General features: G+C 43.9%; 22 protein-coding genes. 16 read left to right on the plus strand and 6 right to left on the minus strand.

Annotated features, from left to right (window positions below):
• The first annotated feature begins 19 nt into the window (after positions 1–19).
• The 3 genes from ACESMA_RS01355 (at position 20) to ACESMA_RS01365 (ending at position 1,838) form a co-directional block, all read left to right on the plus strand.
• Positions 20–1,243 carry a hypothetical protein gene (locus ACESMA_RS01355; RefSeq protein WP_372946951.1) on the plus strand — a complete coding sequence of 408 codons (1,224 nt, stop codon included), beginning with the start codon at positions 20–22 and terminating at the stop codon, positions 1,241–1,243.
• Positions 1,244–1,334: 91 nt separating this feature from the next.
• Complete coding sequence (locus ACESMA_RS01360; protein ID WP_372946952.1) at positions 1,335–1,586, plus strand: type II toxin-antitoxin system HicB family antitoxin; 252 nt, start codon at positions 1,335–1,337, stop codon at positions 1,584–1,586.
• 12 nt (positions 1,587–1,598) lie between these two features.
• A complete protein-coding gene (locus tag ACESMA_RS01365) occupies positions 1,599–1,838 on the plus strand; it encodes a type II toxin-antitoxin system HicA family toxin (protein ID WP_372946953.1) in 240 nt (79 codons plus the stop codon).
• Positions 1,839–1,849: 11 nt separating this feature from the next.
• Here the strand turns inward: ACESMA_RS01365 and ACESMA_RS01370 are convergent, their stop codons facing one another.
• From ACESMA_RS01370 to ACESMA_RS01380, 3 genes are all read right to left on the minus strand, one after another.
• Positions 1,850–3,079: a hypothetical protein gene (locus tag ACESMA_RS01370; protein ID WP_372946954.1), complete on the minus strand. Its 1,230-nt coding sequence runs from the start codon at positions 3,077–3,079 to the stop codon at positions 1,850–1,852.
• Positions 3,080–3,318: 239 nt separating this feature from the next.
• Positions 3,319–4,029, minus strand: a complete 711-nt coding sequence (locus ACESMA_RS01375; RefSeq protein WP_372946955.1) for a YebC/PmpR family DNA-binding transcriptional regulator — start codon at positions 4,027–4,029, stop codon at positions 3,319–3,321.
• A 221-nt stretch (positions 4,030–4,250) separates the two neighbouring features.
• Positions 4,251–5,678 carry a phosphotransferase gene (locus ACESMA_RS01380; RefSeq protein WP_372946956.1) on the minus strand — a complete coding sequence of 476 codons (1,428 nt, stop codon included), beginning with the start codon at positions 5,676–5,678 and terminating at the stop codon, positions 4,251–4,253.
• Positions 5,679–5,730: 52 nt separating this feature from the next.
• Between ACESMA_RS01380 and ACESMA_RS01385 the strand changes: the two genes are divergently transcribed.
• Entirely contained in the window at positions 5,731–6,453 is a 723-nt protein-coding gene (locus ACESMA_RS01385; RefSeq protein WP_372946957.1) for a YdcF family protein, read from the plus strand.
• A 76-nt stretch (positions 6,454–6,529) separates the two neighbouring features.
• Here ACESMA_RS01385 and ACESMA_RS01390 read toward each other — a convergent pair whose 3' ends face one another.
• The 3 genes from ACESMA_RS01390 to ACESMA_RS01400 all read right to left on the minus strand — a co-directional run bounded on the left by ACESMA_RS01390 (position 6,530) and on the right by ACESMA_RS01400 (position 9,728).
• Positions 6,530–7,759, minus strand: a complete 1,230-nt coding sequence (locus tag ACESMA_RS01390; protein ID WP_372946958.1) for a hypothetical protein — start codon at positions 7,757–7,759, stop codon at positions 6,530–6,532.
• 32 nt (positions 7,760–7,791) lie between these two features.
• Positions 7,792–8,415, minus strand: a complete 624-nt coding sequence (locus tag ACESMA_RS01395) for a GrpB family protein (protein WP_372946959.1) — start codon at positions 8,413–8,415, stop codon at positions 7,792–7,794.
• Positions 8,416–8,627: 212 nt separating this feature from the next.
• Positions 8,628–9,728: an EVE domain-containing protein gene (locus ACESMA_RS01400; RefSeq protein ID WP_372946960.1), complete on the minus strand. Its 1,101-nt coding sequence runs from the start codon at positions 9,726–9,728 to the stop codon at positions 8,628–8,630.
• 502 nt (positions 9,729–10,230) lie between these two features.
• Between ACESMA_RS01400 and ACESMA_RS01405 the strand changes: the two genes are divergently transcribed.
• From ACESMA_RS01405 to ACESMA_RS01460, 12 genes are all read left to right on the plus strand, one after another.
• On the plus strand, positions 10,231–11,400 hold the full coding sequence (locus ACESMA_RS01405; RefSeq protein ID WP_372946961.1) for a sialidase family protein: 1,170 nt from the start codon (positions 10,231–10,233) through the stop codon (positions 11,398–11,400).
• 39 nt (positions 11,401–11,439) lie between these two features.
• Entirely contained in the window at positions 11,440–11,934 is a 495-nt protein-coding gene (locus ACESMA_RS01410; protein WP_372946962.1) for a hypothetical protein, read from the plus strand.
• 655 nt (positions 11,935–12,589) lie between these two features.
• Complete coding sequence (locus tag ACESMA_RS01415) at positions 12,590–12,913, plus strand: nucleotidyltransferase domain-containing protein (protein ID WP_372946963.1); 324 nt, start codon at positions 12,590–12,592, stop codon at positions 12,911–12,913.
• Positions 12,898–13,266: a HEPN domain-containing protein gene (locus tag ACESMA_RS01420; protein ID WP_372946964.1), complete on the plus strand. Its 369-nt coding sequence runs from the start codon at positions 12,898–12,900 to the stop codon at positions 13,264–13,266. Before ACESMA_RS01415 ends, ACESMA_RS01420 begins: the two co-directional genes overlap by 16 nt.
• 286 nt (positions 13,267–13,552) lie before the next feature.
• Complete coding sequence (locus tag ACESMA_RS01425; RefSeq protein WP_372946965.1) at positions 13,553–14,695, plus strand: glycoside hydrolase family 5 protein; 1,143 nt, start codon at positions 13,553–13,555, stop codon at positions 14,693–14,695.
• Between the two features lie 321 nt (positions 14,696–15,016).
• Positions 15,017–15,649 (plus strand): GntR family transcriptional regulator, encoded by a 633-nt coding sequence (locus ACESMA_RS01430; RefSeq protein ID WP_372946966.1) that lies wholly within the window; start codon positions 15,017–15,019, stop codon positions 15,647–15,649.
• Positions 15,650–15,654: 5 nt separating this feature from the next.
• Positions 15,655–17,961 (plus strand): alpha/beta hydrolase family protein, encoded by a 2,307-nt coding sequence (locus ACESMA_RS01435; protein WP_372946967.1) that lies wholly within the window; start codon positions 15,655–15,657, stop codon positions 17,959–17,961.
• Positions 17,962–17,967: 6 nt separating this feature from the next.
• The gene (locus ACESMA_RS01440) at positions 17,968–19,020 is read left to right on the plus strand and encodes an isocitrate/isopropylmalate dehydrogenase family protein (protein ID WP_372946968.1); all 1,053 of its coding nucleotides are present in this window, start codon (positions 17,968–17,970) and stop codon (positions 19,018–19,020) included.
• A complete protein-coding gene (locus tag ACESMA_RS01445; protein ID WP_372946969.1) occupies positions 19,017–19,649 on the plus strand; it encodes a cyclase family protein in 633 nt (210 codons plus the stop codon). The genes ACESMA_RS01440 and ACESMA_RS01445 overlap by 4 nt, the downstream gene beginning before the upstream one ends.
• Positions 19,646–21,043: a four-carbon acid sugar kinase family protein gene (locus tag ACESMA_RS01450; protein WP_372946970.1), complete on the plus strand. Its 1,398-nt coding sequence runs from the start codon at positions 19,646–19,648 to the stop codon at positions 21,041–21,043. The genes ACESMA_RS01445 and ACESMA_RS01450 overlap by 4 nt, the downstream gene beginning before the upstream one ends.
• A gap of 10 nt (positions 21,044–21,053) precedes the next feature.
• A complete protein-coding gene (locus ACESMA_RS01455; RefSeq protein ID WP_372946971.1) occupies positions 21,054–21,698 on the plus strand; it encodes a hypothetical protein in 645 nt (214 codons plus the stop codon).
• A gap of 18 nt (positions 21,699–21,716) precedes the next feature.
• Entirely contained in the window at positions 21,717–22,976 is a 1,260-nt protein-coding gene (locus tag ACESMA_RS01460) for an MFS transporter (RefSeq protein ID WP_372946972.1), read from the plus strand.
• Positions 22,977–23,077: the final 101 nt, after the last annotated feature.

Raw genomic sequence — 23,077 nt, forward strand, 5'->3', positions numbered from 1 at the left:
CGTTTTAAATCAATAAAAAATGAGCCGGAATATTTTTTTAACTCTTCTGGCAGAAATGCTTTTTTTCCTGCCGGAAGTTCATGCACAATTCATTCTTTCAGGCGAATTCAGGCCCCGGACCGAATTCAGCAGGGGGTATAAATCGCTTGCAGTTGAAGACCAGAAAATGTCAACGGCCACTGCACAACGCACCCGGTTAAATGCCATTTATAATTCTGAAGGAGTAAAAGCAAAACTGGTTTTGCAGGATGTGCGCTACTGGGGAAATCAGCCTCAACTGGTTACCAATGAAGATTACGCCACTTCAGTGCACGAGGCCTGGGCAGAAATAAAACTGGCTGAAAACTTATTTCTGAAAGCCGGGCGGCAGGAACTGGTGTACGACGACTCGCGCATTTTTGGAAACGTAGGCTGGGCGCACCAGGCACGATCGCACGATTTGGCCCTGTTTAAAATTGAAAATGAAATCAAACTGCATTTTGGGATTGCCCACCACGAAAATGCCGACATTACAAACAATTTTTATAACGGACCCGATGCATACAAAGACCTTCAATTTTTGTGGTTTAACAAAACCTGGGAACAAACCGGGTTGAGTTTGTTATTCCTGAATAACGGAGTTCCGGTTTTTGTAGCAAACAACGAACAGGAAAACCGCTACAGCCAAACCTTAGGCGGAAGAATTACCCACAGTTTGGAAAATGTGAGGTTTGCCGGAAATCTTTATTACCAAACCGGGGAACTTCCCTCGATGCAAAAAATCAGTGCTTTAAACTTTTTGTTCGAAGTATCCCTGAAAAATGGCATTTCTGCAGGATTTGAACACCTTTCAGGAAACTGTTACGATAAAAACGATAAAAATTATGCGTTTAATCCGTTGTACGGAACCAATCATGCATTTAACGGGCACATGGATTATTTTTATGTAGGAAACCACATCAACTCGATTGGTTTGAACGATGTTTATCTGAAATACGGGTACAAAAAAGAGAAATTCGGATTCAACGGACACCTGCACTATTTTGCTTCGGCGGGGAAAATTTCGGCAGATGCCAAAAACTATTTGGGAACTGAAGTGGATTTGGGCATTTCGTATGCCGTTCAGCCCAATGCCGTGTTAAGCACCTGCTGGTCGCTGATGTTTGCCGGCGAAGGTATGGAACTGCTGAAAGGTGGCAGCCATACAGCCGGTCAGCATTGGGGGTACATTATGTTGTCGGTTACACCCACTTTCATTCAATAGAATTATAATAAAGGTCATAAATAAAGTGCAGGGGTATTTGAAAAATTTGTTAAGATAAAACCTTTATATTTGCAGATGTAATTCATTGGATATGAAAATAGCTGAAAGTAAAATACTGCATCTCCCTATTGTTATTGAACAGGATGAAGATGATTTTTATATTGTGAGTTGTCCGGTATTTAAAGGATGCCATTCTTACGGTAAAACAATTGATGAAGCCCTTGAGAATATAAGGGAGGTAATTGATATATGCATTGAAGAAGACAAAGATAATGCTTCGGAATTGAATCGCTTCGTGGGTTTCAGAGAAATGCAGGTTTCAATCCAAACTACCTCATTATAAACACTTCGAACAATGCCTCAATTGCCCGTTATCTCAGGAAAAGACTTTCTTAAATTCCTCATATCCATTGGATTCTCTGTTGTCAGAATAAATGGTTCTCATCATCGGTTAAGGCATCCCGATGGCAGAGTTACCACAATTCCGGTTCACAAAAGTCAGGATTTACCAAAAGGTTTGATTCGGAAAATTATCCGCGAAGATTTGGAATACGAGCTGGATAAATTTTTGGAGTTGTGGAATCAACATAAATAATCCATTACGAATTACATTTCCCTGACCGGCACCTGATCAAAATACTTCTTAAACATTGAAAACCGCTGCGATTTGGATTGCGTGCGTTTTTCCCGGATGAATTCAAACCGAAGCGGCGAATATTTTTCCAAAGCTTGCAGATATTTTTCTGAATAGGATTGCGGATTCAGACCAACTGATTCAATAACCATGGTTTCAATGCTGCGATTCATCAGACACAACATGGATACCATTTCAGTTCCGCTAAAACAGCGGAGCTCTTCCATGGCAATTCGTCCAAAATGAATCGTTTTATTGACAAAAGAACCTAAATCGGGAGTTCCGTCCAGACAGGAGAAAAGAGTTTTGGTATGGGCTTCGGCATCTTCCTTCACATCCTGAATATCATCGAGCAGTTGCAGGTAAATGCCATAACCGAATAACGCCTGTTCCTGTTCTGATGAAAGACGTCCGGCAACCAGGTACCCGTCGGCCAGCACCGAAGCGCCACCTTTTTCGAAACAAATTTCACGAATCACTGAGTCTTCCAGTCCGTTGCAGTTTATCAGGTTCAGGCTGCGGGTTTGCCCCTGCTGAATGGCGTACAAACTTTCGTAAACTTTTGGGAATTCGTTTCGCGGAAACTGCTCTTCGAACATTCCAACCAACCTGAACAACTGCGATTCGGTATGGTTTTGAGGTTCCACATTTTCACCGTGCAAACGCTGGTTAAACCTGTGGCTGAAATCCTGTTTTTCTTTTTCTGTAATGCTCAGATCATCCAGCAGATTGTCGCTGTAAGGATAAATCATACTGTAGGCAAAAACCGAAGGAGTAATTTCAACCGGAATGCCCATCATCAATTGCAGCCCGTTCATTATCCAAACATTGCGCATTCCCTGGTAAATATTTTCGGGCGACAACTCCGGGCCAAACATGCGTGCTTTGTAAAAAAAATCTTTGGAAACATTTTTAAACTCGCTGGAAAGAATAATTTCCAGTTGGTCGGGTTCAAAATCAAAAACATTTTGGAGAAAAGCACGAAAAACAGGAAAAAACGTTTGACCGGGATCACGTTCTTTTAATGCCCGGATGTTCTTTTTCGACTGGAAACTTTTTACTTTTTCCTGAAAAGCATTAAAATTGTTCTCTCTTGCATTTTGCTCTTCTGCTGAATAGCTTCGGTTAAAACCGGGCAAAGTTTCAGCACTTTCTTCCCAAATTTTTACAAAATGATTGATATATGATTCTACAGCCAGCATAAGCTTTTATTTTGACAAGTAAAAATAAACAACAATTGCCGGCTATTTTAACTTTTTAGATAACCTGCTGAATTCTGACGGTAAACAAAGGGTGACGGGGGAAAAGTTCCAATAAACAAGAATCAAAATCCTCTTTTGGAGGCCTTCGGACAAATAAAATCCAATGAAAAAAAAAGAAAATTTCAAACCTTTGAAAACGGATTTATTTGGTATTTGATCTTTGCTATTTGGAATTTCTGTTACGCAATATTGGTGTAAACAGCCTGAATGTCGTCGTCTTCATCGAGTTTGTCGAGCAATTTTTCAATCTCTTCCAGTTGCTCTTCCGTAAATTCCAGCGGGTCGTTGGGAAAGCGTTTTAATAAAGCTTTCTGCACATCAATTTTCAGATTTTCCAGCGCATGGTTTAAATCGCCAAAGCTGGTATAATCGGCATAAGCGTAAACCACGCCCTCGTTTTCTTCAATTTCTTCCAGTCCGGCATCAATAAGCTCCAGTTCAAGCTCATCCAAATCCATTCCTTCCTGTTTTTCAAACTCGAAAACTGCTTTCCGGGAAAACATAAACTCCAGCGAGCCGGAGGGCACCAAACCGCCGCCAACTTTGTTGAAATAACTTTTTACGTTGGCCACTGTGCGGGTGGTATTGTCGGTGGCACATTCCACAAAAACCAGCACGCCATGAGGTCCTTTTCCTTCGTAATTCACTTCGGTAAAGTCGGCGGCATCTTTCCCGCTGGCCCGTTTAATGGCGGCATCAATGTTCGCTTTGGGCATGTTCTGTGCTTTGGCATTCAGAATAGCAGTGCGAAGTGCAGCATTCAAATCGGGGTCGGGGCCACTTACTTTGGCTGCAATGGTAATCTTTTTTGCCAGTTTCGGAAATGTGCGCGACATTTTATCCCAACGCTTCTCTTTGGCCGCCCTGCGGTATTCAAATGCTCTTCCCATGTTTTAAAAATTATGGTATAAAAAATTTCCGCGAAAATAGTTTTTGTATTCGAAAAATCAGTTGACCGGCGTCAGGAAATTTATTCAGTCTTTAATTTTTTTAGGCTTGCACACTTTTTCTTCCTTTTTTACCCGTGCTCTGCACTTTTTGCATTCGTATTTAGCATCCTCTTTATCTTTGAAATCTTTTTTCTTGCATGCCGTTTTCGCCATTCTGTCTCCTAAAATTGTTGTTCCCGGTGAACAAGAACAACGTTAACCGGAAAATTGTTCCGCAACCAGTCTGCCAGTTTTTCGGCAGCGTAAACCGAACGGTGCTGCCCGCCCGTGCAGCCAAAGTTTACGGACAGGTGGCTAAATCCGCGCTCCAGGTAATTTTTCACCGACTGCTCCACCAGGGTTTCTACCGGTTTCAAAAAAAGTTTCATTTCTGAATTTTGCTCGATAAACTGCTGCACATTTAAATCTTTTCCGGTGAGGGGTTTAAACTCGGCATACCTTCCCGGGTTGTTTAACGCCCGGCAATCGAACACAAAACCGCCGCCATTGCCCGAGGGGTCAGACGGAATTCCTTTTTTATAGGAAAAACTGGTAACACGAACTGTCAGGTTACTTTGTACCTGCCCAATTTCTTTCAATGTCTCTGACCGTGTAAGCAGATGTAAAACATTCAATAGTTCCGGAATTTCCACCGGCAGGTTCAGTTCAGGCAGCAGATTCTGCAAATTATTTATGGCAAACGGAATACTTTTCAGGAAATGTTCTTTTTTCTCGTAAAAACCCCTGAATCCGTATGCGCCCATCGCCTGCATAATTCGAATGAGCACAAATCCGTTAAAATACGAAGTGAATTCCGATTCATTTACCGGAATGTAATTTTTCAGCTTTTCAATATAAAATTTAAAAAGCTGTGTACGTATTTCCTGCGGAATATCGGCCTTACCATCGTATAGCAGCGAAGCCAGATCGTATTGCAGCGCGCCGCGCCGGCCTCCCTGATAGTCGATAAAATGAACACCTTCGTTTTTAAGCATCACATTGCGCGACTGAAAATCGCGGTACAAAAAATAATCAGAGGGTGCAGAAAGCAGGTAGTCGCTGAATGCCTGAAAATCGTCTTCCAGGGCCTGTTCGTCAAACGAAATTTTAGCCAGTTTCAGAAAATAGTATTTGAAGTAATTCAAATCCCACATCATCGACTGTTTGTCGAACGCCTCGCGCGGATAGCAAACTGAGTAGTCCATATCTTTGCCACCCAAAATTTGTATTTTTGGCAACACTTTCAGCACTTTCCGGTATTCGGCCACAATGGTTTCCGAAAATCCTTCCGACTCGCGTGTTTCAGAAAGAAAATCGAACAAAGTGACATTGCCCAAATCCTCCTGCAGGTATTTTTTCAAATCGGAACTCACTGCAAAAATTTCAGGAACCGGAAGGCCTTTTTTCCTGAAATGATTGGTAAACGAAAGAAAAGCCGTGTTTTCCTTCACATCGGCGTTAAAAGCGCCAATCACAGACCGGTGGCTGTTTTCGAGCCGGCAATATTCGCGGTACGAACCCGATGGCGGCAACATGGAGAACGTTTCCACTTTTTCCTGGAAATGGTGTTCAAACAACCGGATTATTTCTTTTTTTACTTCGTTTTTCAAAACTATGACAGTTGAAAGATTAAATGTATTTTTATGCTTTATTCAAATTACAATGACTAAAACAAAAATCAAAAGTATTTATTTTTTAAGGATACTCCGAATTTTTTTCGTGTTGTCGGGCATATTCTTTTTAGTCGCAGTATTGCTTGCATTCACTACCCTGCCCTTTTGGGGAATTCACTGGCTGGGCACCAGCAAATCAGAATTAAAATGGGAACCCGAAACCATTATTTTACTGGGCGGCGGCGGAATGCCCAGCGAAAGCAATTTAATGCGAAGCTGGTTTGCAGGAAAAGCAGCCCGCAGTTTTCCTGAATCCAGCCTGATTATTGCCATGCCGGGTGATATTACCGACAGCGTGAGTACCCCGCAGTTAATGAAAAAGGAACTGGTTTTACGCGGTGTCGATCCTCAAAAAATTCTTTTTGAAAGTGAAGGAACCAACACCCGGGCCCAGGCATTAAACTCTCAAAAAATACTTGATAATTCAAAACCAATTTTGCTGATAACTTCGCCCGACCACACCCGCCGGGCAGTACTTTGTTTTGAAAAAGTTGGGTTCGAACAAGTAAACGCCCTGCCCACATTTGAAAATGCCACCGAAGCAAACCTCGTTTTTAACGACGATGAACTGGGAGGCCGTAAAACCGCTGCACCCGATGTGGGAAAAAGCATTCAGATACGCTACCAGGTTTGGAACCATCTGAAATACGAAATCACCTTTGCACGCGAAATGCTGGCTTTGGGGTATTATAAACTAAGGGGGTGGATTTGAAAGGAATTTCCCTGACAGCCTTTTTTATTAAAAATCTGCGAAAAAGTTTTGGAACGGACATCTTAAAATACCGGCATTACATTCCCAGGTAACGGGTTAAAAATTCAGCGCAGGCAATATCTTTCCCGTCAGGATCGTCCAAAACGTTTTTTTTAATCCGGAATAAATCGCCGCAACCTGCCTCGCAAAACAGCGCTTTCAGCTTTTCATCCTTTTTGATATCGGAAAGAATAAAAGTGCTCAGTTTGTCAATGCCCAGGTATTGTTTATCTGCCTTGTGAATACCGGCCAACTCCTGCAATTTTTTCCCTTCAGGAGTGCCATTGTGGGTTAAAAACAAAAAAGTACGGATAATCAGCTTATCACCGATAATGTCTCCTTTTAAATAGCCGAGTTTTATGTTGGCATGTGTTACGGGAAAAAGATAGCTGGTTTTTTCGGCCACAGGTACGGGTTCGTTCACCAGGATGGCCGGGATGATATTTAAGTAATTATACCTGCAGAGTTGTTTACCCAGCCGTAATTCAATTCGGTCGAAGGCATGTTGCTGCATATAAACCTTGAGCGGAAATCTCTGCATAACTCCCGTGATCCCCAGTTTTTCAGGGGTGATGGTCAGTGGGTTAAATTCCTGCCCGAAGTTCAGAAGCAGCCGGTAAACCGGGCGCGTGTAACCATTGATTTTCACCGTTTCAATTTCCGGCTTTTTTACTTCCAGCATGTAATTATTGAAAAAAGCCGAATTATCTAAAACCGATGCAGGTTTATTTATTTTCTCAGGAACAAAACGGATCACGTGCGACGATAAATCGGACAGAAAAAAAGCGGTTTCCTGCAGTTTCTGAACGATCAGGCTGTTTGCTTTTAACCGGATTTCTGTAAACTTCTCATGAAACACGGGGAAACAGGCCCGGAACCTGTCAGCAATTTCAGGATGGTTTTCAGGCATATTGCACCACTGCAGTTGAAGGGTTTCCACGTAAACCGTAAAGTCGTACAAACTCAGCCTGGCCTGTCCCATGTCAACAAACGTTTTTTTCAGAAGGTAATTTAGTACCAGATTGATTTGTTTTAATGTCAAAAGTTTATCCGGGAAATGGCCCATCTCCTTTGGGGCGATTATCTTTACCGGGCGAAGGCGACAATCATATACCAACCGCCGGTCGACTTTATCTAACAGTTTAAAAGCCGAAGCATCGCCCAGAACGGCCATCACCTGCTGCAACCGTTTGAAAAATTCATTCCGGTGGTGCCGGCTCTCCTGTTTTTGCTGTTGGTTCCTTTTTTTCTTTTTACGCTTTTTCATTTGTTAATGGCCGGATTAACATATGTTATCTTTTAACCTTGTTTTTTCATCATCAACCTCTCCTCCTCTGACGCAGATTTATAATCTGTGTCCGCCAATGTCATCACCTTTCCAATAAATTCCGACTTCCCCTCCGTATAGGCTTCCCGGTCGTTTCTGTATTTTTCAGCCAGTTGCAGTTTTAATGCCTCGTAATCTTTAGCCGCATGAATATGCTGAATCAGATAATCCCGGAACCGGATTTCATCCCAGTCGCCTTTGTACCGTACATGCACATGATACGCCTGCCCATCAAACCCGCGGGGCGAATACCCCTTTACAAACGTGAGGTGCGGAGGCGGGTTTTCGGGCCGGCGATTCATCTCGTAACCGAGGGACTGAAAAACATCTTCCAGCTTTTGCAACTCCAGGCGCTCCGAAATCTGCAATAAAATATCGATGGTGGGTTTGGCTTTTAACCCGGGAATGGCCGTACTGCCTATGTGGTCCATCCGTTCAATCTCCCGCGGAGCAAAGGCCTCTGCAATCCGCTTTTCCTCCGCCCGGTAAAACTCCGGCCAGGCACTGTTGTAATTCTCAATCACCACCGGAAACAACTGTCCCAGCTCTTGGGCAGTCATTTTGTGGAGTGGTTTATTTGATGGATTGTTTTTCATGCTATCTTTTTTGTGGTCGAAAACTAATTTCTGTTTAGTTGGGTATTTTTAATGGATTGAGCTTTGCTAACGGTCACTCGTATGTGGGTGGGGCGGGATTTCTTGAAGAAATCGTGTCAGATCCGCAGAAAAGTAGGCACAAGGTCTGACTTGTCAGACCGCTAAAACCCCCGCCTGTCATTTACAATTATCTAGTGTGTAGTTTTTTATTTCTAAATTTCTCCATCTTCTGTATATTCTTCTATTACTCCGTCATTCATATATTCAAGACGTCTTTCTTTTGATAACTCGGTCAATGAGTCGTAAGACAGAAATGAACACGATTTTGCCAACGGACCTTTTTCGAGTAAAGTGAATACTGGCCGTGTTATTTCTTGTAAAACTTTATCTTTTCTCTCGGTCGGTGCGACGATATGAGCTTTTATGTCAAGGTTGGGTTGAAGAGCCATTAAGTCAGCCATTCTTAATATTCCAGAGTAAATTGAAGTTGTATGTTCTACTTCAAATGCTCTAACAATAGAACGCCTCCTTATCCAAAGAACATCAATATTTTCAATTGTTTTTAATGTTGTATCGTCATAATTAAGGGGTAGATTTTCAAGAAGGGTTCCATCTAAAGGTTTCCAAAGTTTCATTACTCTTTCTCTGTCACTTCTTGGTATCCATACTTTCAGATTCATCCTTTCTCCAATTTTTGCAAGCATAGCTTGCATTTTTATAGATTCTCTAACCGTAGTATCCTCAACGTTGTCATCAACATCTTCATCCTCTGGAATTGAAACAGGAACATCCTTGCTATCATGAGTTCGTACTGTAAGATTTTTTAATTTTTTCAAGTCATCTTCTGAAAACTCAAATAACTTTGATTTTTGCATTTGTTTTTCAAGAAGTTGCTCAATAAATTTACCATCCGATGCACTCATTTCTCTTTGACTTACTCTCATTGGTCCAGTCCATACTGAACTGTTTTTATCATGATCTTTTGTAAATGAAATTTTATCCCAAACGAAATCTTCTTTTATAGGAACAGCTTTTTCAAGTGGTAGCCAAATTGTAGGTTTAACTTTGAAACGAATAACAAAAGGGTCATCCGATTCTACGAAAATTGGTGTATTGTCTTCAAAGTTTTTGCTTGTAACTTCAAGAATACCAACCCACCGTGAAAGTCTTGTTACATAGCAAAGAAGTTTATCACCAGGCTTAATTTTTGAAGCAGCATTTAGTTGCCTTGGTCTAAATCCTGAAATCGTTTGGTCAGACTTTGTGTACTTTTCATAAGTCTCAGGGGAAAATAAGTCTAAATAATATTTCATAATTTCATTTTATTCTTCTAATTCTATTTTGAGTTTTTCTTTTATTATTATAATCAATATTCTTCTCCAGTGATTAATGCATTCTTGCATACTATTTGTTAACATCGCAATATCTGCTGGATTTATGTCTTTAGTAATTTTACCTTGATAAAACTTACCTACAAATACCAAGTAATCATTTAAATTATTAATCAATTCGTTTATAGCTTATCTGATTTTTAAAATTACACACAACGGTTATGGACATGTAAAGTTGGGTTATTTCTCTATTATTTGGTTGGGATATAATACCAATAAAGGCGTATAACCCAACTTTTTCGCTAGAAAACTTTATCCGGCTCACCCCGCCTGATTTTCCCCCATTTTCACTGGTACCGGAATTTTCGGGGCCTGGAAAAATTTCATTTTTTCGTGTTATTTCAGGTTCTGAATTCAATTTTTGATTTATTTAGGGTTTAAAAATAAGTATCTTATATGATATGTCAAACAATAAACATAAAAAATGAGCATCATAAAAAATACTGCAGCCGCTGTTCTTGTCCTGTTTATCTTTTTCACCTCGTGTAGCACCGCGCCAAAGAATCCGTTTTGGAACGACGGGCAGCCGGTTTTTGAGGTGCAGCAACTGTTTGCTGATGAACGGTTTCCCAATGTGATTACTGCTACCGACGGAACCATTGTGGCAACGTGGGGTCGTGAACATTTCAGGGTGCGCCGCAGCGAAGACGGCGGAAAAACCTGGGAACCGGAAATCACAGTGGCCAATCCCGGTTTTCAGGGTGGCGGAACAACCGTTGATGAAAACAGCAGCCACATCCTGGTTTTTGTGGAAGGCGGGCATCCGCCTGCCCCGCTCACCGTTTACCGCAGCAAAGACCACGGAAAAACCTGGAACGCGGAGAAAGTAACCATCAAACCCAACAGCCTGGGTCACATCCCATCCATGCACATGAACGAGCACGGCATCACACTAAAGCAGGGGAAATATGCAGGACGGCTGATTCGCCCGTCGCGCTGGTACGGCAACGGCAATGGCCGGGAGTTCTGGGACGAACACTACACCAATGCCATTTTCAGCGACGATGGCGGCAAAACCTGGCAGGCCAGCGAACCGTTTCCGGCGTATGGCACCGGCGAAGCAGCCATTGCCGAACTGTCGGACGGTACGCTCTACTACAACTCCCGGCGCCATAAATCAACAGATGGGCTGAACCCGCGCCGGAGATACATCGCCTACAGTTCCGACGGCGGCCAGACATGGGAAGACTTATGGGTAGATGAAGAACTGCCCGACGGCGCACAGCACACCGATTACGGACTGATGGCCGGGCTGGTGCGGTTGCCCGTGGATGGGCACGACATCCTGCTGTTCAGTAACATCGATGTTCCGGCAGATAAAAAAGACGAAGATGTGCCCTTTGAGCTGCGCACCTCCCGCCGGTTCAACGGAACGGTGTGGGCAAGTTTCGACGGCGGCAAAACCTGGCCGGTACGCCGCGTGGTGGACGAAGGTAGTTTTGCCTACTCATCATTAACCGCAGGGTGTGCAGGAACCGCTTCGGAAGGATTGATTTACCTCTTCTACGAAAGCGACGGCGGCGGAAAAATAGCCCGGTTCAACCTCGCCTGGCTCACCGGCGGCAAAGACTGGAAAGAATTTATCAAACCATAATTAAATCCAATTTTATTATCAACATTTAAATCCATTATTATGAAAACAAAAGTTTTAGCAGCATTCAGCATGGTTTTCTTTTTTATCTCTGTTATGTCCGCTTCGGGGCAATCAACCATTTTCTCAGGCGAATGGAAATTGAACAAGGAAAAATCAACCGCTTTAAACGACCAGCTTTTTCTTTCGAAAATGACGATTTTACAGAAAAACGACAGCCTCTTCACCAACCGTGTTTATGAAAACGGATATGGCGAAGCCTACCCGTTTCAGGAAAACCTGTCACTCAGCGGTGCAGAATCCAAAATCACGATTTACGATATGCCCAGAAAAGCAAAGGCTTTGATGACGGAAAACAATAAATCAATCGCATTTGAATCCATCACAACGTTTTACGGAAACGGCGGTGCAGACGACTTGAAAACAAAGGAAAAGTGGTCGATTGAAAATGGCGGAAAAACGCTGAAGATGGACTATTCAACGAGCTACTCCGGCGGAACAAGCGAGGGTACGCTCTATTTCGATAAGGTAAAATAAGCATCGGAAATTCTCAGCAAGTATCAGTGACTGGTGACCGGAATCCGGTAACCAAATCCGTAGCTTACCTGCACTCTTTGTCCCCTTTCACAAAGGATACGCTCTATTTTGACAAAGTAAAATAAGCTTCGGAAATTCTCAGCGAGTTTCAATGACTGGTGACTGGAGTCCGAAAACCAAATCCGTAGCTTACTTGCACCCTTTGTCCCCTTTCACAAAAGATACGCTCTATTTTGACAAAGTAATATAAGCATCGGAAATTCTCAGCAAGTATCAGTGACTGGTGGCCGGAGACCGGTAACCAAATCCGTAGCTTACCTGCACCCTTTGTCCCCTTTTTACAAGGGGGACAAGACCCGATTTATCGGGTCAGGGGGTTGCAATGACAGAAGAAAGAAGCTCGAAGAGGGAAGTCCGAAGACCGAAGCTCAAAGCTCGAAGCACGAAGTGGGAAGCCCCAACCCCTGTTTCCAATTGACCAACGACAGATGACCGTTTACCTGACAACCGGACAACCACCAGTGAAATTTTCTCCTGACGTCGGATTTCACGGGGTAAACCCGACAATCTACTCAACCATTTCACCATTTATCAATTTCACCATTCCACACCCATATACACCAAAAAATAGTATATTTGGGAAAAAGATAATAAAATGAATCGTCAGCGTATAAACGACCTGGATAACGAAATTGTAAAACGCTTAAAACCACTTAAGCCGCTCAGAATTATTTTGTTTGGAAGTTATGCTTATGGCACCCCAACTGATAACAGCGATATTGATATTTGCATTGTTAAGGAAAAGGTAAAATCTAAAATCGAGGAAAAAAGAAAAGCCAGGAAATTACTTAAAGGCCTCCCCATAGCAAAAGACATTCTTATACCTTCAAAAAGTGAATACGATTTTTATAAAGATGAATTCGGTTCAGTTTATATGGACATTGATAAAAAAGGAAAACTACTGTGGTCAAATACTTAAAACAATATGAGCTTTTTTATAAAAAAGCCGGCGTTGATTTTAAAGCTGCTCAAAATCTTTATGAAGACTTTCAGAATGGAGATTCTGAACTCGATCTTGAAATAATATTCTTTCATTTGCAGCAGACTGCTGAAAAACTTCTTAAAGCCTTGTTGTCATTTATGCAGATAAGCTTTCCGAAAATTCATGATTTGGAAGAACTTTTGAACATTATCCGTCAAAATAATATTGATCTTCAAACAGACAACGAAAAACTTACAGATTTGGGAGATTATGCTGTAGAAGGCAGATATTCAATCATCCACGATGACTTTGAAGAGCAAAAGAATATTTCAATATTATCTCCACCTTAAAAAGCGATATAGAAAATATCATATTTCAAAAATCTCCCAACGCTGGTAATACAGTGTGATAACCAGGACAACCGGACAACAACGAAAACCACGACAACCACCAGTGAAATTTTCTACTGATGTCGAATTTCACGGGGTAAACCCGGCAACCTCCTCAACCATTTCACAATTTTTCAATTTCACAATTTCCCAATGTCCAGTTACCAGTGACAAAATTTCAATCCCAGTCTTTTGCCTTCTCCCGTTTTTAAATATCTTTAGGGCAAATCAACAAAAAGCCTGATTCATGAAGCGAAGAAACTTTATTAAAACCACCGGATTGGCGGCTGCCGGCGCCGGACTGGCAGGAACAACAACAGCCGCAAACTTTCTGAACACCACAAAAAACAAACTTCCGCGCTGGAAGGGTTTTAACCTGCTCGATTACTTTTCGCCCATAGGCAGCGGTGGACGGTCGGCAACCACCGACAATGATTTGAAATGGATGGCCGACTGGGGCTTCGATTTTGTGCGGCTTCCCATGGCTTATCCACGGTATGTGAAGTTCGACCCGTCGAAAGACATTACACCCGACGATGTGCTGAACTTTAACGAAAAAGAGCTGGACAACATCCAGTCGCTGGTGGACAGGGCGAATAAACAGGGGCTGCACATGAGCCTGAACCTGCACCGCGCACCCGGTTTTTGCGTGAATGCCGGGTTTAACGAACCTTACAACCTGTGGCAGGACAAAGAAGCGCAGGATGCTTTTTACGAACACTGGAGTATGTGGGCCAAACGGTTTAAAAACTATTCTTCCGATAAAATCAGTTTCGATTTGGTGAATGAACCCTGTACCCGCGAAGACATGAACGACCAGCATTCGCGGCGGGGCGCCATTCCCGGGCAGCTTTACCGCGAAGTGGCCAAAAAATCAATGGATGCCATTCGCGCGCACAATCCCAACCACCTGGTTATTGCCGACGGCAACAACGTGGGAAGCGATGTCATTCCGGAAATTTTCGACCTCGACATCGGCCAAAGTTGCCGAGGTTACTATCCGCATTATATTTCGCACTACCGGGCATCGTGGGTTTGGAAAAACCCGGATGATGCGCCCACTCCGGTATGGCCAGGCAAAATCAACGGTCAGCAATTCAGCCGAGACAAACTGAAGGAATTTTATGCACCCTGGATTGACGCCGTAAACAAAGGCGTTGGTGTGCATTGCGGCGAGTGCGGATGTTACAATGAAACCCCGCACGATGTTTTCCTGGCCTGGTTTGGCGATGTGCTCGATGTTTTATCGGAACACGGAATCGGTTATGCACTTTGGGAGTTCCGCGGCACGTTCGGCATTATGGACTCCGGCCGCAAAGATGTGGACTACGAAGACTGGCACGGCCACAAACTCGACCGCAAGCTGCTGGCACTGCTTCAGAAATACTAAACTTCAATCCAAAAGAAACACGCTTCAACATCCGCCAGCGAACCATCGAAGCTTTGTCCCCTTGTGGCGTTAGTGCCACAGGGGGACGAGGTCAGATTTATCTGGCCGGAGGGGGTCCGTTGACCGTCATCTTATTTAGAATGTAAACTGATTTCGATACGCGTTCTCAATTTATTTTTAAGCTGTCCGCCAGTTGAATTCATATCATCAGGAAAATCCTGAAATCGTTGTGTCACTAAAATTTTTTCCCTTGACCAGAATTTCTCTATCTGCATTTTGTATTCAAAATACAATATCCTATATTGCCGAAAATTTTGATACATGATTCAACATTCCGACTTGAGTATCCCGGTTTACAACAAGCTCAAAGAAATGATAATTGATAACGAGCTGAAACCCGGAGAAAAACTGCTTCAGGAAAAGCTGGCTGCCCGGCTGGGCGTCAGTCGTACACCGCTGCTAAAAGCCATGCAAATGCTTGAATACGACTTTTTGGTTGAAAGCATTCCGCGCCGGGGCATGTTCGTTAAAAAACTTTCCACCAACGAAATGCGCGACATTTACGATGTGCGTGAAGGAATTGAAACCGTTGCTGTGCGGCTGGTTGCCGAACGGAGAGACGAAAAACAACTCAGGCAGTTAAAAAACATCTGGAAGCCGTTTGAAAATGCTTCTTCCATCGAAGTTGAAAAATACCGGAAAGCCGACGACCGTTTTCATGCACTTTTACTTGAATTTTCGGGAAACAAAATGCTGCAGAAAATTTACAGTCATTCTTTGGTGCAACTCAGGGTGGAGCAAATGGGCCTGATGCGCCCGCCGGAGGAAACAATATCTGAACACCTTGCCATATTGAATGCCATTGAAAAAGGTGATACTGAGCTTGCAGCACTTGAACTTAGAAACCATTTGTTAAAATCAAAAGCTTTAATTCAGGAAAATTTTAAAAATTAAATACCATGCAAAAATCACTATTTATTATTGTACTTCTGTTTGCAACTGTTTTTTGCTTTGGACAGCGTCGTGGCGAATTCGTCCCCAACTACGACGAAAGTAAAGTTCCCCAGTTTGAGTTGCCCAATCCGCTAACTTCATTCAGTGGGCGGAAAATAAAAAACACCCGGCGCTGGGAAAGGGTCCGCAGGCCGGAATTGCTGGACTTTTTCAGCAACAACGTTTACGGAAAAGTGCCCGGCAATCTGGAAATTTCAAAATGGGAAGTGGTGGAAGAGAGCGACAATGCCCTGAATGGAAAGGCCCGTCGCAAACAGGTGGACATCGTGTTCAACAAAAACGGCAGAACACTTTTTTTTAACGTTTTGATGTACTTGCCAAAAAATGTTGAAAAAGCGCCTGTTTTTCTGGGATATAATTTTTACGGAAACCATACAGTTTGCAACGATGTAAACATTCGGATTTCGAATGCCTGGACGCGCGACAATGAATCTTATGGCATAGCCAACAACCAGTTAACTGAAAAGTCGAGAGGTGTGAGTAAAGATAGCTGGCAGGTGGATAAAATCATTGATACCGGTTATGGACTGGCAACCATCTTTTACTGCGAAGTGGACCCCGACAAAAACGATTTTACCGACGGAATCCACCCGCTGCTTTATACCGATGACCAGCAACGCCCTGCTGCCAGCGAATGGGGCTCCATTGCAGCCTGGGCCTGGGGATTGAGCCGCGCCATGGATTACCTGGAACAGGACAAAGATGTGGATGCTTCGAAAGTGATTGTTTTCGGCCACTCCCGCCTGGGGAAAACATCCTTGTGGGCCGGCGCTACTGATGAACGTTTTGCAGCCGTCATTTCAAACAATTCAGGGTGTGGCGGTGCAGCGCTCTCCAAACGCCAGTTTGGCGAAACAGTGGCACGCATCAACAATTCGTTTCCACACTGGTTTGCCAGGAATTTCAGGAGTTACAATCTGAATGAAAAAGCATTGCCTGCCGATCAGCACGAGCTGCTTGCACTCATTGCTCCCCGCCCGCTTTACGTGACCAGTGCCGAAGATGACCAATGGGCTGATCCGCGCGGTGAATTTCTATCTTCCCATTATGCAACTCCTGTTTACGAACTCTATAACAAACAGGGAATCTCAACAGTTGAAATGCCGCAGGTAAACCAACCAATTATCAACACGGTGGCTTACCACATTCGTACCGGAGGACATGGTGTAACTGCCTTCGATTGGAACCAGTACATTAAATGGGCCGACAAAAACCTGTTCAACAAAGAAATTTTCGAACCACAAACCCGCGTTTCCATTGAAGAGGAAAAGTTTTTCATCAACGGAAAACCAACCTTCGAAGGGCGAACCTGGCAGGGAATTTCTGTGGAAGGACTTTTGCCCAATTCACGAATGGTGCAGGGCGTTTTCGACGATTTGAATCCGGAAACAGTGGACAAATGGAAATACCCTGATACCGGAAAATGGGACCCGGAACGCAATACCCGCGAGTTTATCGAAGCCATGCCCGAATGGCAGAAACACGGATTGCTGGCTTTTACCATCAATTTCCAGGGTGGAAGCCCCGAAGGTTATTCTGCCAATCAACCCTGGGAAAACAACGCTTTTGAAACCGACGGAAAATTAAGGCCCGAATTTGCAAACCGAATGGAACGCATCGTAAAAAAAGCCGATGAACTGGGCATGGTCGTGATGCTTGGCATTTTCTATTTTGGTCAGGATGAACGGCTGGAAAATGAAAAAGCAGTAATTGCCGCCGTGGACAATGTGGTGGAGTGGATTCAGAAAAAAGGATTTACAAACATTTTGATTGAAGTGGCCAACGAATGCAACAACCGCAAATACGATCATGAAATTATCAAACAAGACAGAATGCACGAACTCATTTTGCGGGTTAAGGAGAAAGCACCGGAACTGCTGGTTTCCGCAAGTTTCAACGGAAATACGATCCCACCCGATAAAATAGTGGAAGTTTCGGATTTTGTTTTTCTGCACGGAAACGGAGTGAAGCAACCTGAACGGATTATAGAAATGGTGGAGATTGTCCGTTCTCTCCTCTCTTACCGGCCCATGCCCGTCGTTTTTAATGAAGACGATCATTATGATTATGATAAACCTGCCAACAACTTTGTTAATGCCACCAAAGCCTATGCTTCATGGGGCTTTTTCGATTTCAGAAGAGAAGGCGAAAGTTTCGACGAAGGATACCAAAGCGTACCGGTAAACTGGGGAATAAGTTCCTTACGAAAAAAAGAATTCTTTAACAAAGTGAAAGAAATATTTATCGATTAACAAAAAATGAATACATTCAAAATAGCTGTTGTTCCCGGCGACGGGATTGGGCTGGAAATTGTTCCGGCCGCATTAAAAGTGGCGGATGCGTTGGGCGAAAAAGAAGGGTTTCAACTGGAAAAGGAATTTTTCCCGTGGGGAGCCGGAAATTACCTGAAAAACGGTGAATTTATGCCGGTCAACGGATTGGAAATTCTGAAACCTTTTGATGCCATTTTTTTTGGTTCTGTGGGGTTACCCGAAGTGGACGATACACTTCCTGCCAAAGATTACACCTTTAAAGTGAGGACCGGTTTTCAGCAGTATGTAAACTACCGTCCGGTGCGTACCTGGCCTGGTTTTCATGGTCCACTGAAAGAAAAGAAAAACATCGACTTTGTGGTGGTGCGTGAGAATACAGAAGGCGAATTTGTGCAGGTGGGCAGTCAGATAATGCCCGACTCGCCCAACGGTATGGGAATCGACACCAGCGTGTTTACCCGCCGCGGAATTGAGCGGGTGGCACATTATGCTTTTCAACTGGCTCGCAAACGCCGGAAAAAAGTGCACCACATTACCAAATCGAATACATTAATAAACAGCCTCACATACTGGGACAGGTTGATAAAAGAGGTGGCAAGCCAATATCCGGATGTAGAACATTTCCAGATGTACATCGACAACTGCTCGGCCAATTTTGTGCTCCGTCCCGAAATTTTTGATGTGGTGCTCACTACGAATCTTTTCGGCGACATTTTAAGCGATTTGGGTGGCGCTGTGATGGGCAGCCTCGGTTTGGGAGGTTCGGGGAATATCAATCCGGAAAAAGAGTTTCCTTCGATGTTCGAACCTATTCACGGTTCGGCGCCCGACATTGCCGGAAAAAACATTGCCAATCCGCTGGGAACGATTTGGTCGGCCTCACTGATGCTGAAACACCTGGGAGAAATCACCGCGGCAGAAAAACTGATGGCGGCTATGGACAAAACCTGTTCCGAGGGAATACTCCCGGTTGATTTGGGCGGAACAGCAGGGACAACGGAAATTGCAGATGCGATCATTCAACGACTTGAAATATGAAATTCATCGACGTCACATTAACATACCAGCCTGGAATGAGGGGCGTAGACTTTGAGCCGGCCAAAATCTTTTCAAAGGACGGCTGGAACGCCAAAACACTGCACCTTTACTCGCACTCCGGCACACACATGGATGCACCTGTTCATTTTGAAGTGAATGATAAATCCATTGACCAGGTTGATCCTGCCCGGTTTTTTGTTTCGTGTTACGTTGTCGATTTAACCGGAATTCAACCCAACACAGAAATTACGGTTTCCGATTTGGGTGAAGTGGGCAACCAAATTCAAAAGGAGGAAGGACTTATTTTCCGAACCGGTTGGAGCCGGTTTGTAAATGAGCCGGTTTACCGCGACGGACTTCCGGGAATAAGCCGGGAACTGGCAGAGTGGTGCATCAAAAAAGGCATCGCATTCATTGGAGTGGAACCGCCTTCAATAGCCGATGTGAACAACCTGGAAAAGCTGATGGAAATCCACCGGATACTTTTGGGCGGCGATGTTCTGATTGTGGAAGGGCTAACTAATCTGGAAAAAATAACAAAACAGAAAGTACAGCTCGTTGCCCTGCCGTTGAAAATAAAAGATGGCGACGGGGCTCCGTGCCGGGTCATTGTAATTGAAGAATCATGACAAATTATACTGAAACTATTCAATCCTTGCCTTCGGAATATCCCGAACAGCTAACCGGAAAAAACCGGGAAGCCTTTCTGGATTCGGGGCTGACCATTATCGTTTTAGACGATGATCCCACCGGAACACAAACCATTTACGATGTACCGGTTTTAACTATCTGGGGCGAAAAAGAGATTGAAGCTGAATTAAGCGCAAACACTTCCCTCTTTTTTATCCTAACCAATTCGCGTAGCCTGATTCCTGAAAATGCAAACCGGCTGGCATTCGAAATTGGCCGGAACATTAAAAATGCATCTGAAAAAACAGGCCGGAAAACGCTGGTCATCAGTCGTGGCGACTCTACCCTGCGCGGTCATTATCCCAACGAGGTTGATGCACTGGGAGAAGGACTGGGAATAAAAAACGCGCCGCACATTTTAATCCCGGCTTTTTTTGAAGGCGGAAGAGTGACCATTGACGACGTGCATTACGTCCGCGACGGAGAAAACCTTATTCCTGCAGGAAAAACCCCTTTTGCGCAGGATTCCAGTTTTGGGTATCGCTCTTCCAACCTGAAAGATTATGTGGAAGAAAAAACCAAAGGCAGGATAAAAGCTTCGCAGGTAGTTTCCATCAGTCTGAATGATTTAAGGGAAGAAGGACCAGAAAAAGTTGCATCCGTTTTAAAGGAGTTGCAAAACGGGCAGGTTTGTATTGTAAATGCAACGGCCCAATCCGATTTGGATGTTTTCTCCGCCGGATTTTACAACGCAGTTAAACAGGGTTTAAAACCGGTTTTATTTCGAACAGCAGCTTCCATTGTTCCGAGTCTGGCCGGTTTGCCGTTAAAATTGCCGCTGAAAAGAGACCAAATCGAAACCACAGGAAAAGGTGGCGTAGTGGCCGTTGGTTCCTATGTGCCTATGACTTCCAAACAATTGGATTACCTGAAACAACATTTACCGGTGGAATACATAGAAATTCAGGCTAAAAAATTATTGGATGAATCAGGTTTTAAAACCGAAACGAAAAGGGTTTCAGCAAAAATAAATGCCAATCTTGAACTTGACCGGATTGTGGTAATTTATACCAGCCGGGAAGTGATTAAAGGAAAAACGGCTGATGAAAGCCTTCAGATTGTAAACCGCGTTTCGGCAGGTGTGGTGGCAGCGGTGAGGGGAATAAAAGTCAGACCCCGTTTTTTTATTGCCAAAGGAGGAATCACATCCAGCGATATTTTGACCAAATCATTTCATGTAAAAAAAGCGAAGGTGCTCGGGCAAATCATTCCAGGTGTTCCGGTGTGGCAACTCAACGATTGTAAACCTTTTCCGGCGTTGATTTACATGCCCTTTCCCGGAAACTTAGGCGGCGACGATGCCATTTGCAAAGCCATTCTGAAATTTATCTAAAATCAATACAATGAAAAAAATTCAATTTCTATTTTTTGTGCTGCTAATTCCAGCTTTTGCACTTTCCCAAATTAATGTGGAAAAAAACGGAAAAGTGGCTGTGGAAGCCGAACACTTTTTTAAACAGGAAAAAGATGAAATCCGGAAATGGTATGCAATTGACAACCAAAGCGTTCTGCTTTACAAAGGCACAGAACCTGTTCAATGCGAAACTGCCGGTGGAAATCAATTCATTGCTGTTTTACCCGATACACGACAAACACACGACGATAAACTGATACGCGGGGAAAACTTCTCCAACGAACCGGGAAAAATGGCCATCGTTAGTTATAAAGTTCAGGTTGAAAATCCCGGGAAATATTACGTTTGGGTCAGGGCCTTTTCAACCGGCGCCGAAGATAACGGGATTCACGTGGGACTGAACGGAACCTGGCCGGAAAGTGGCCAGCGCATGCAGTGGTGCGAGGGAAAAAACCAGTGGACCTGGGCCAGCAAACAACGTACTGAGGAAGTCCATTGCGGCGAAGAGCAATTAATTTTTCTTGAAATTCCTTCACCGGGAGAGCATGTGATATCATTTTCCATGCGCGAAGACGGGTTCCGGTTCGATAAATTTGTGCTGAGTAAAACTTACGAATTTCCGGAAGAACAGTAACCAATTAATTTAAAAACGATGAAAAAACGGATACCAACCCGCGTAATGCTTGTTTTCGGAACATTTTTCCTGTCGTTGCTGCTTTACATTGACCGCGCCTGCATTTCGGCAGCAAAAATTCCCATTTCCGATTCGCTTGGGTTTTCCGACAAACAGATGGGATGGGTACTTTCGGCCTTTGCACTGGGCTATGCGCTTTTTCAAACGCCTTCGGGTATGTTGGCCGACCGCCTGGGACCACGTAAAATCCTGACTACCATTGTAATTTTATGGTCGGTATTTACAGCACTGACAGCCGCCACCTGGAATTATGCTTCCATGCTGGTGGTCCGGTTCCTTTTCGGAGCCAGCGAAGCAGGAGCATTTCCCGGAATTTCACGGGCCGTTTATTCCTGGTATCCGCTAAAAGAACGCGGACTGGTAACCGGAATCAACTTTTCGGGTTCCCGCCTCGGAGCAGCGTTTGCGTTGCCTCTGGTCGCCTGGCTCATTCATGCCACCGGATGGCGAATCACTTTTGTAATCCTTGGGATTATTGGAATTTTATGGGCAATTTTCTGGTTTTTTTGGTTCAGAAATACACCCGAAGAACATAAAGGAATTTCAGAGGAAGAGAAAAATTATATCATGAATAACCGGCAACAAACCGACATTACCGAAAAAGCCGGAATACGAATGGATACAATGCTGAAATCGGGGAATATGTGGCTGGCCATGCTGCAGTATTTTGCCAGTAACTTCACCTTCTTTTTTACGCTCACCTGGCTTTTCCCACACCTGCAAACCAAATACAGCCTCGAAATTGTGGAAGCGGGTTTTTATGCCTCGGCGCCCTTGATTGGAGGAGCTTTGGGTAACTGGTTTTCGGGCTGGCTGGTAGATGTGATTTACAAAAAAGGGAACTGGAAAATGTCGCGGCGTATTCCAGCAATCGCCGGTTTTGTACTGGTAATCATCGGTTTACTGGGCAGCCTGCACATGGAAACAGTAACCGGCGCCGTGCTGTTTCTGACTTTGGCCATTTTTGGCGCCGACATGACGTTAAGTCCGTCCTGGTCGTTTTGCGTGGATATTGGCCGGAGGAATTCGGGCGCCGTTTCCGGAACCATGAATATGGCCGGTAATCTGGGTTCATTTATCACAGCGCTGGCATTTCCATATTTGCAGGCCTGGACCGGTTCTGAAGAGCCGTTTTTTTATACCGGGGCGACGCTGGCATTTATTGCCATTGTAAGTTGGGAATTTATGCACCCGAATAAACCGATATTGAATGGGTAATGATGTAATAAATTTAATCTGCCCTTTCAGGGCGAAGACAAACGGTTGGCCGTTTCTTTCCCGGAGCGGTGCCACCGGGCTGAAATAATCTGGGCTTTCAG

It is taken from the genome of Mariniphaga sp. (genome assembly GCF_041687215.1).
Taxonomy (GTDB): Bacteria; Bacteroidota; Bacteroidia; order Bacteroidales; family Prolixibacteraceae; genus Mariniphaga.

What these genes read in the sequence shown, in the direction of transcription:
- ACESMA_RS01355 (WP_372946951.1), top strand. Translation starts at nt 20, where the DNA reads ATGAGCCGGAATATTTTTTTAACTCTTCTGGCAGAAATGCTTTTTTTC.
- ACESMA_RS01360 (WP_372946952.1), top strand. Translation starts at nt 1,335, where the DNA reads ATGAAAATAGCTGAAAGTAAAATACTGCATCTCCCTATTGTTATTGAA.
- ACESMA_RS01365 (WP_372946953.1), top strand. Translation starts at nt 1,599, where the DNA reads ATGCCTCAATTGCCCGTTATCTCAGGAAAAGACTTTCTTAAATTCCTC.
- ACESMA_RS01370 (WP_372946954.1), bottom strand. Translation starts at nt 3,079, where the DNA reads ATGCTGGCTGTAGAATCATATATCAATCATTTTGTAAAAATTTGGGAA.
- ACESMA_RS01375 (WP_372946955.1), bottom strand. Translation starts at nt 4,029, where the DNA reads ATGGGAAGAGCATTTGAATACCGCAGGGCGGCCAAAGAGAAGCGTTGG.
- ACESMA_RS01385 (WP_372946957.1), top strand. Translation starts at nt 5,731, where the DNA reads ATGACTAAAACAAAAATCAAAAGTATTTATTTTTTAAGGATACTCCGA.
- ACESMA_RS01390 (WP_372946958.1), bottom strand. Translation starts at nt 7,759, where the DNA reads ATGAAAAAGCGTAAAAAGAAAAAAAGGAACCAACAGCAAAAACAGGAG.
- ACESMA_RS01395 (WP_372946959.1), bottom strand. Translation starts at nt 8,415, where the DNA reads ATGAAAAACAATCCATCAAATAAACCACTCCACAAAATGACTGCCCAA.
- ACESMA_RS01400 (WP_372946960.1), bottom strand. Translation starts at nt 9,728, where the DNA reads ATGAAATATTATTTAGACTTATTTTCCCCTGAGACTTATGAAAAGTAC.
- ACESMA_RS01405 (WP_372946961.1), top strand. Translation starts at nt 10,231, where the DNA reads ATGAGCATCATAAAAAATACTGCAGCCGCTGTTCTTGTCCTGTTTATC.
- ACESMA_RS01410 (WP_372946962.1), top strand. Translation starts at nt 11,440, where the DNA reads ATGAAAACAAAAGTTTTAGCAGCATTCAGCATGGTTTTCTTTTTTATC.
- ACESMA_RS01415 (WP_372946963.1), top strand. Translation starts at nt 12,590, where the DNA reads ATGAATCGTCAGCGTATAAACGACCTGGATAACGAAATTGTAAAACGC.
- ACESMA_RS01425 (WP_372946965.1), top strand. Translation starts at nt 13,553, where the DNA reads ATGAAGCGAAGAAACTTTATTAAAACCACCGGATTGGCGGCTGCCGGC.
- ACESMA_RS01430 (WP_372946966.1), top strand. Translation starts at nt 15,017, where the DNA reads ATGATTCAACATTCCGACTTGAGTATCCCGGTTTACAACAAGCTCAAA.
- ACESMA_RS01435 (WP_372946967.1), top strand. Translation starts at nt 15,655, where the DNA reads ATGCAAAAATCACTATTTATTATTGTACTTCTGTTTGCAACTGTTTTT.
- ACESMA_RS01440 (WP_372946968.1), top strand. Translation starts at nt 17,968, where the DNA reads ATGAATACATTCAAAATAGCTGTTGTTCCCGGCGACGGGATTGGGCTG.
- ACESMA_RS01445 (WP_372946969.1), top strand. Translation starts at nt 19,017, where the DNA reads ATGAAATTCATCGACGTCACATTAACATACCAGCCTGGAATGAGGGGC.
- ACESMA_RS01450 (WP_372946970.1), top strand. Translation starts at nt 19,646, where the DNA reads ATGACAAATTATACTGAAACTATTCAATCCTTGCCTTCGGAATATCCC.
- ACESMA_RS01455 (WP_372946971.1), top strand. Translation starts at nt 21,054, where the DNA reads ATGAAAAAAATTCAATTTCTATTTTTTGTGCTGCTAATTCCAGCTTTT.
- ACESMA_RS01460 (WP_372946972.1), top strand. Translation starts at nt 21,717, where the DNA reads ATGAAAAAACGGATACCAACCCGCGTAATGCTTGTTTTCGGAACATTT.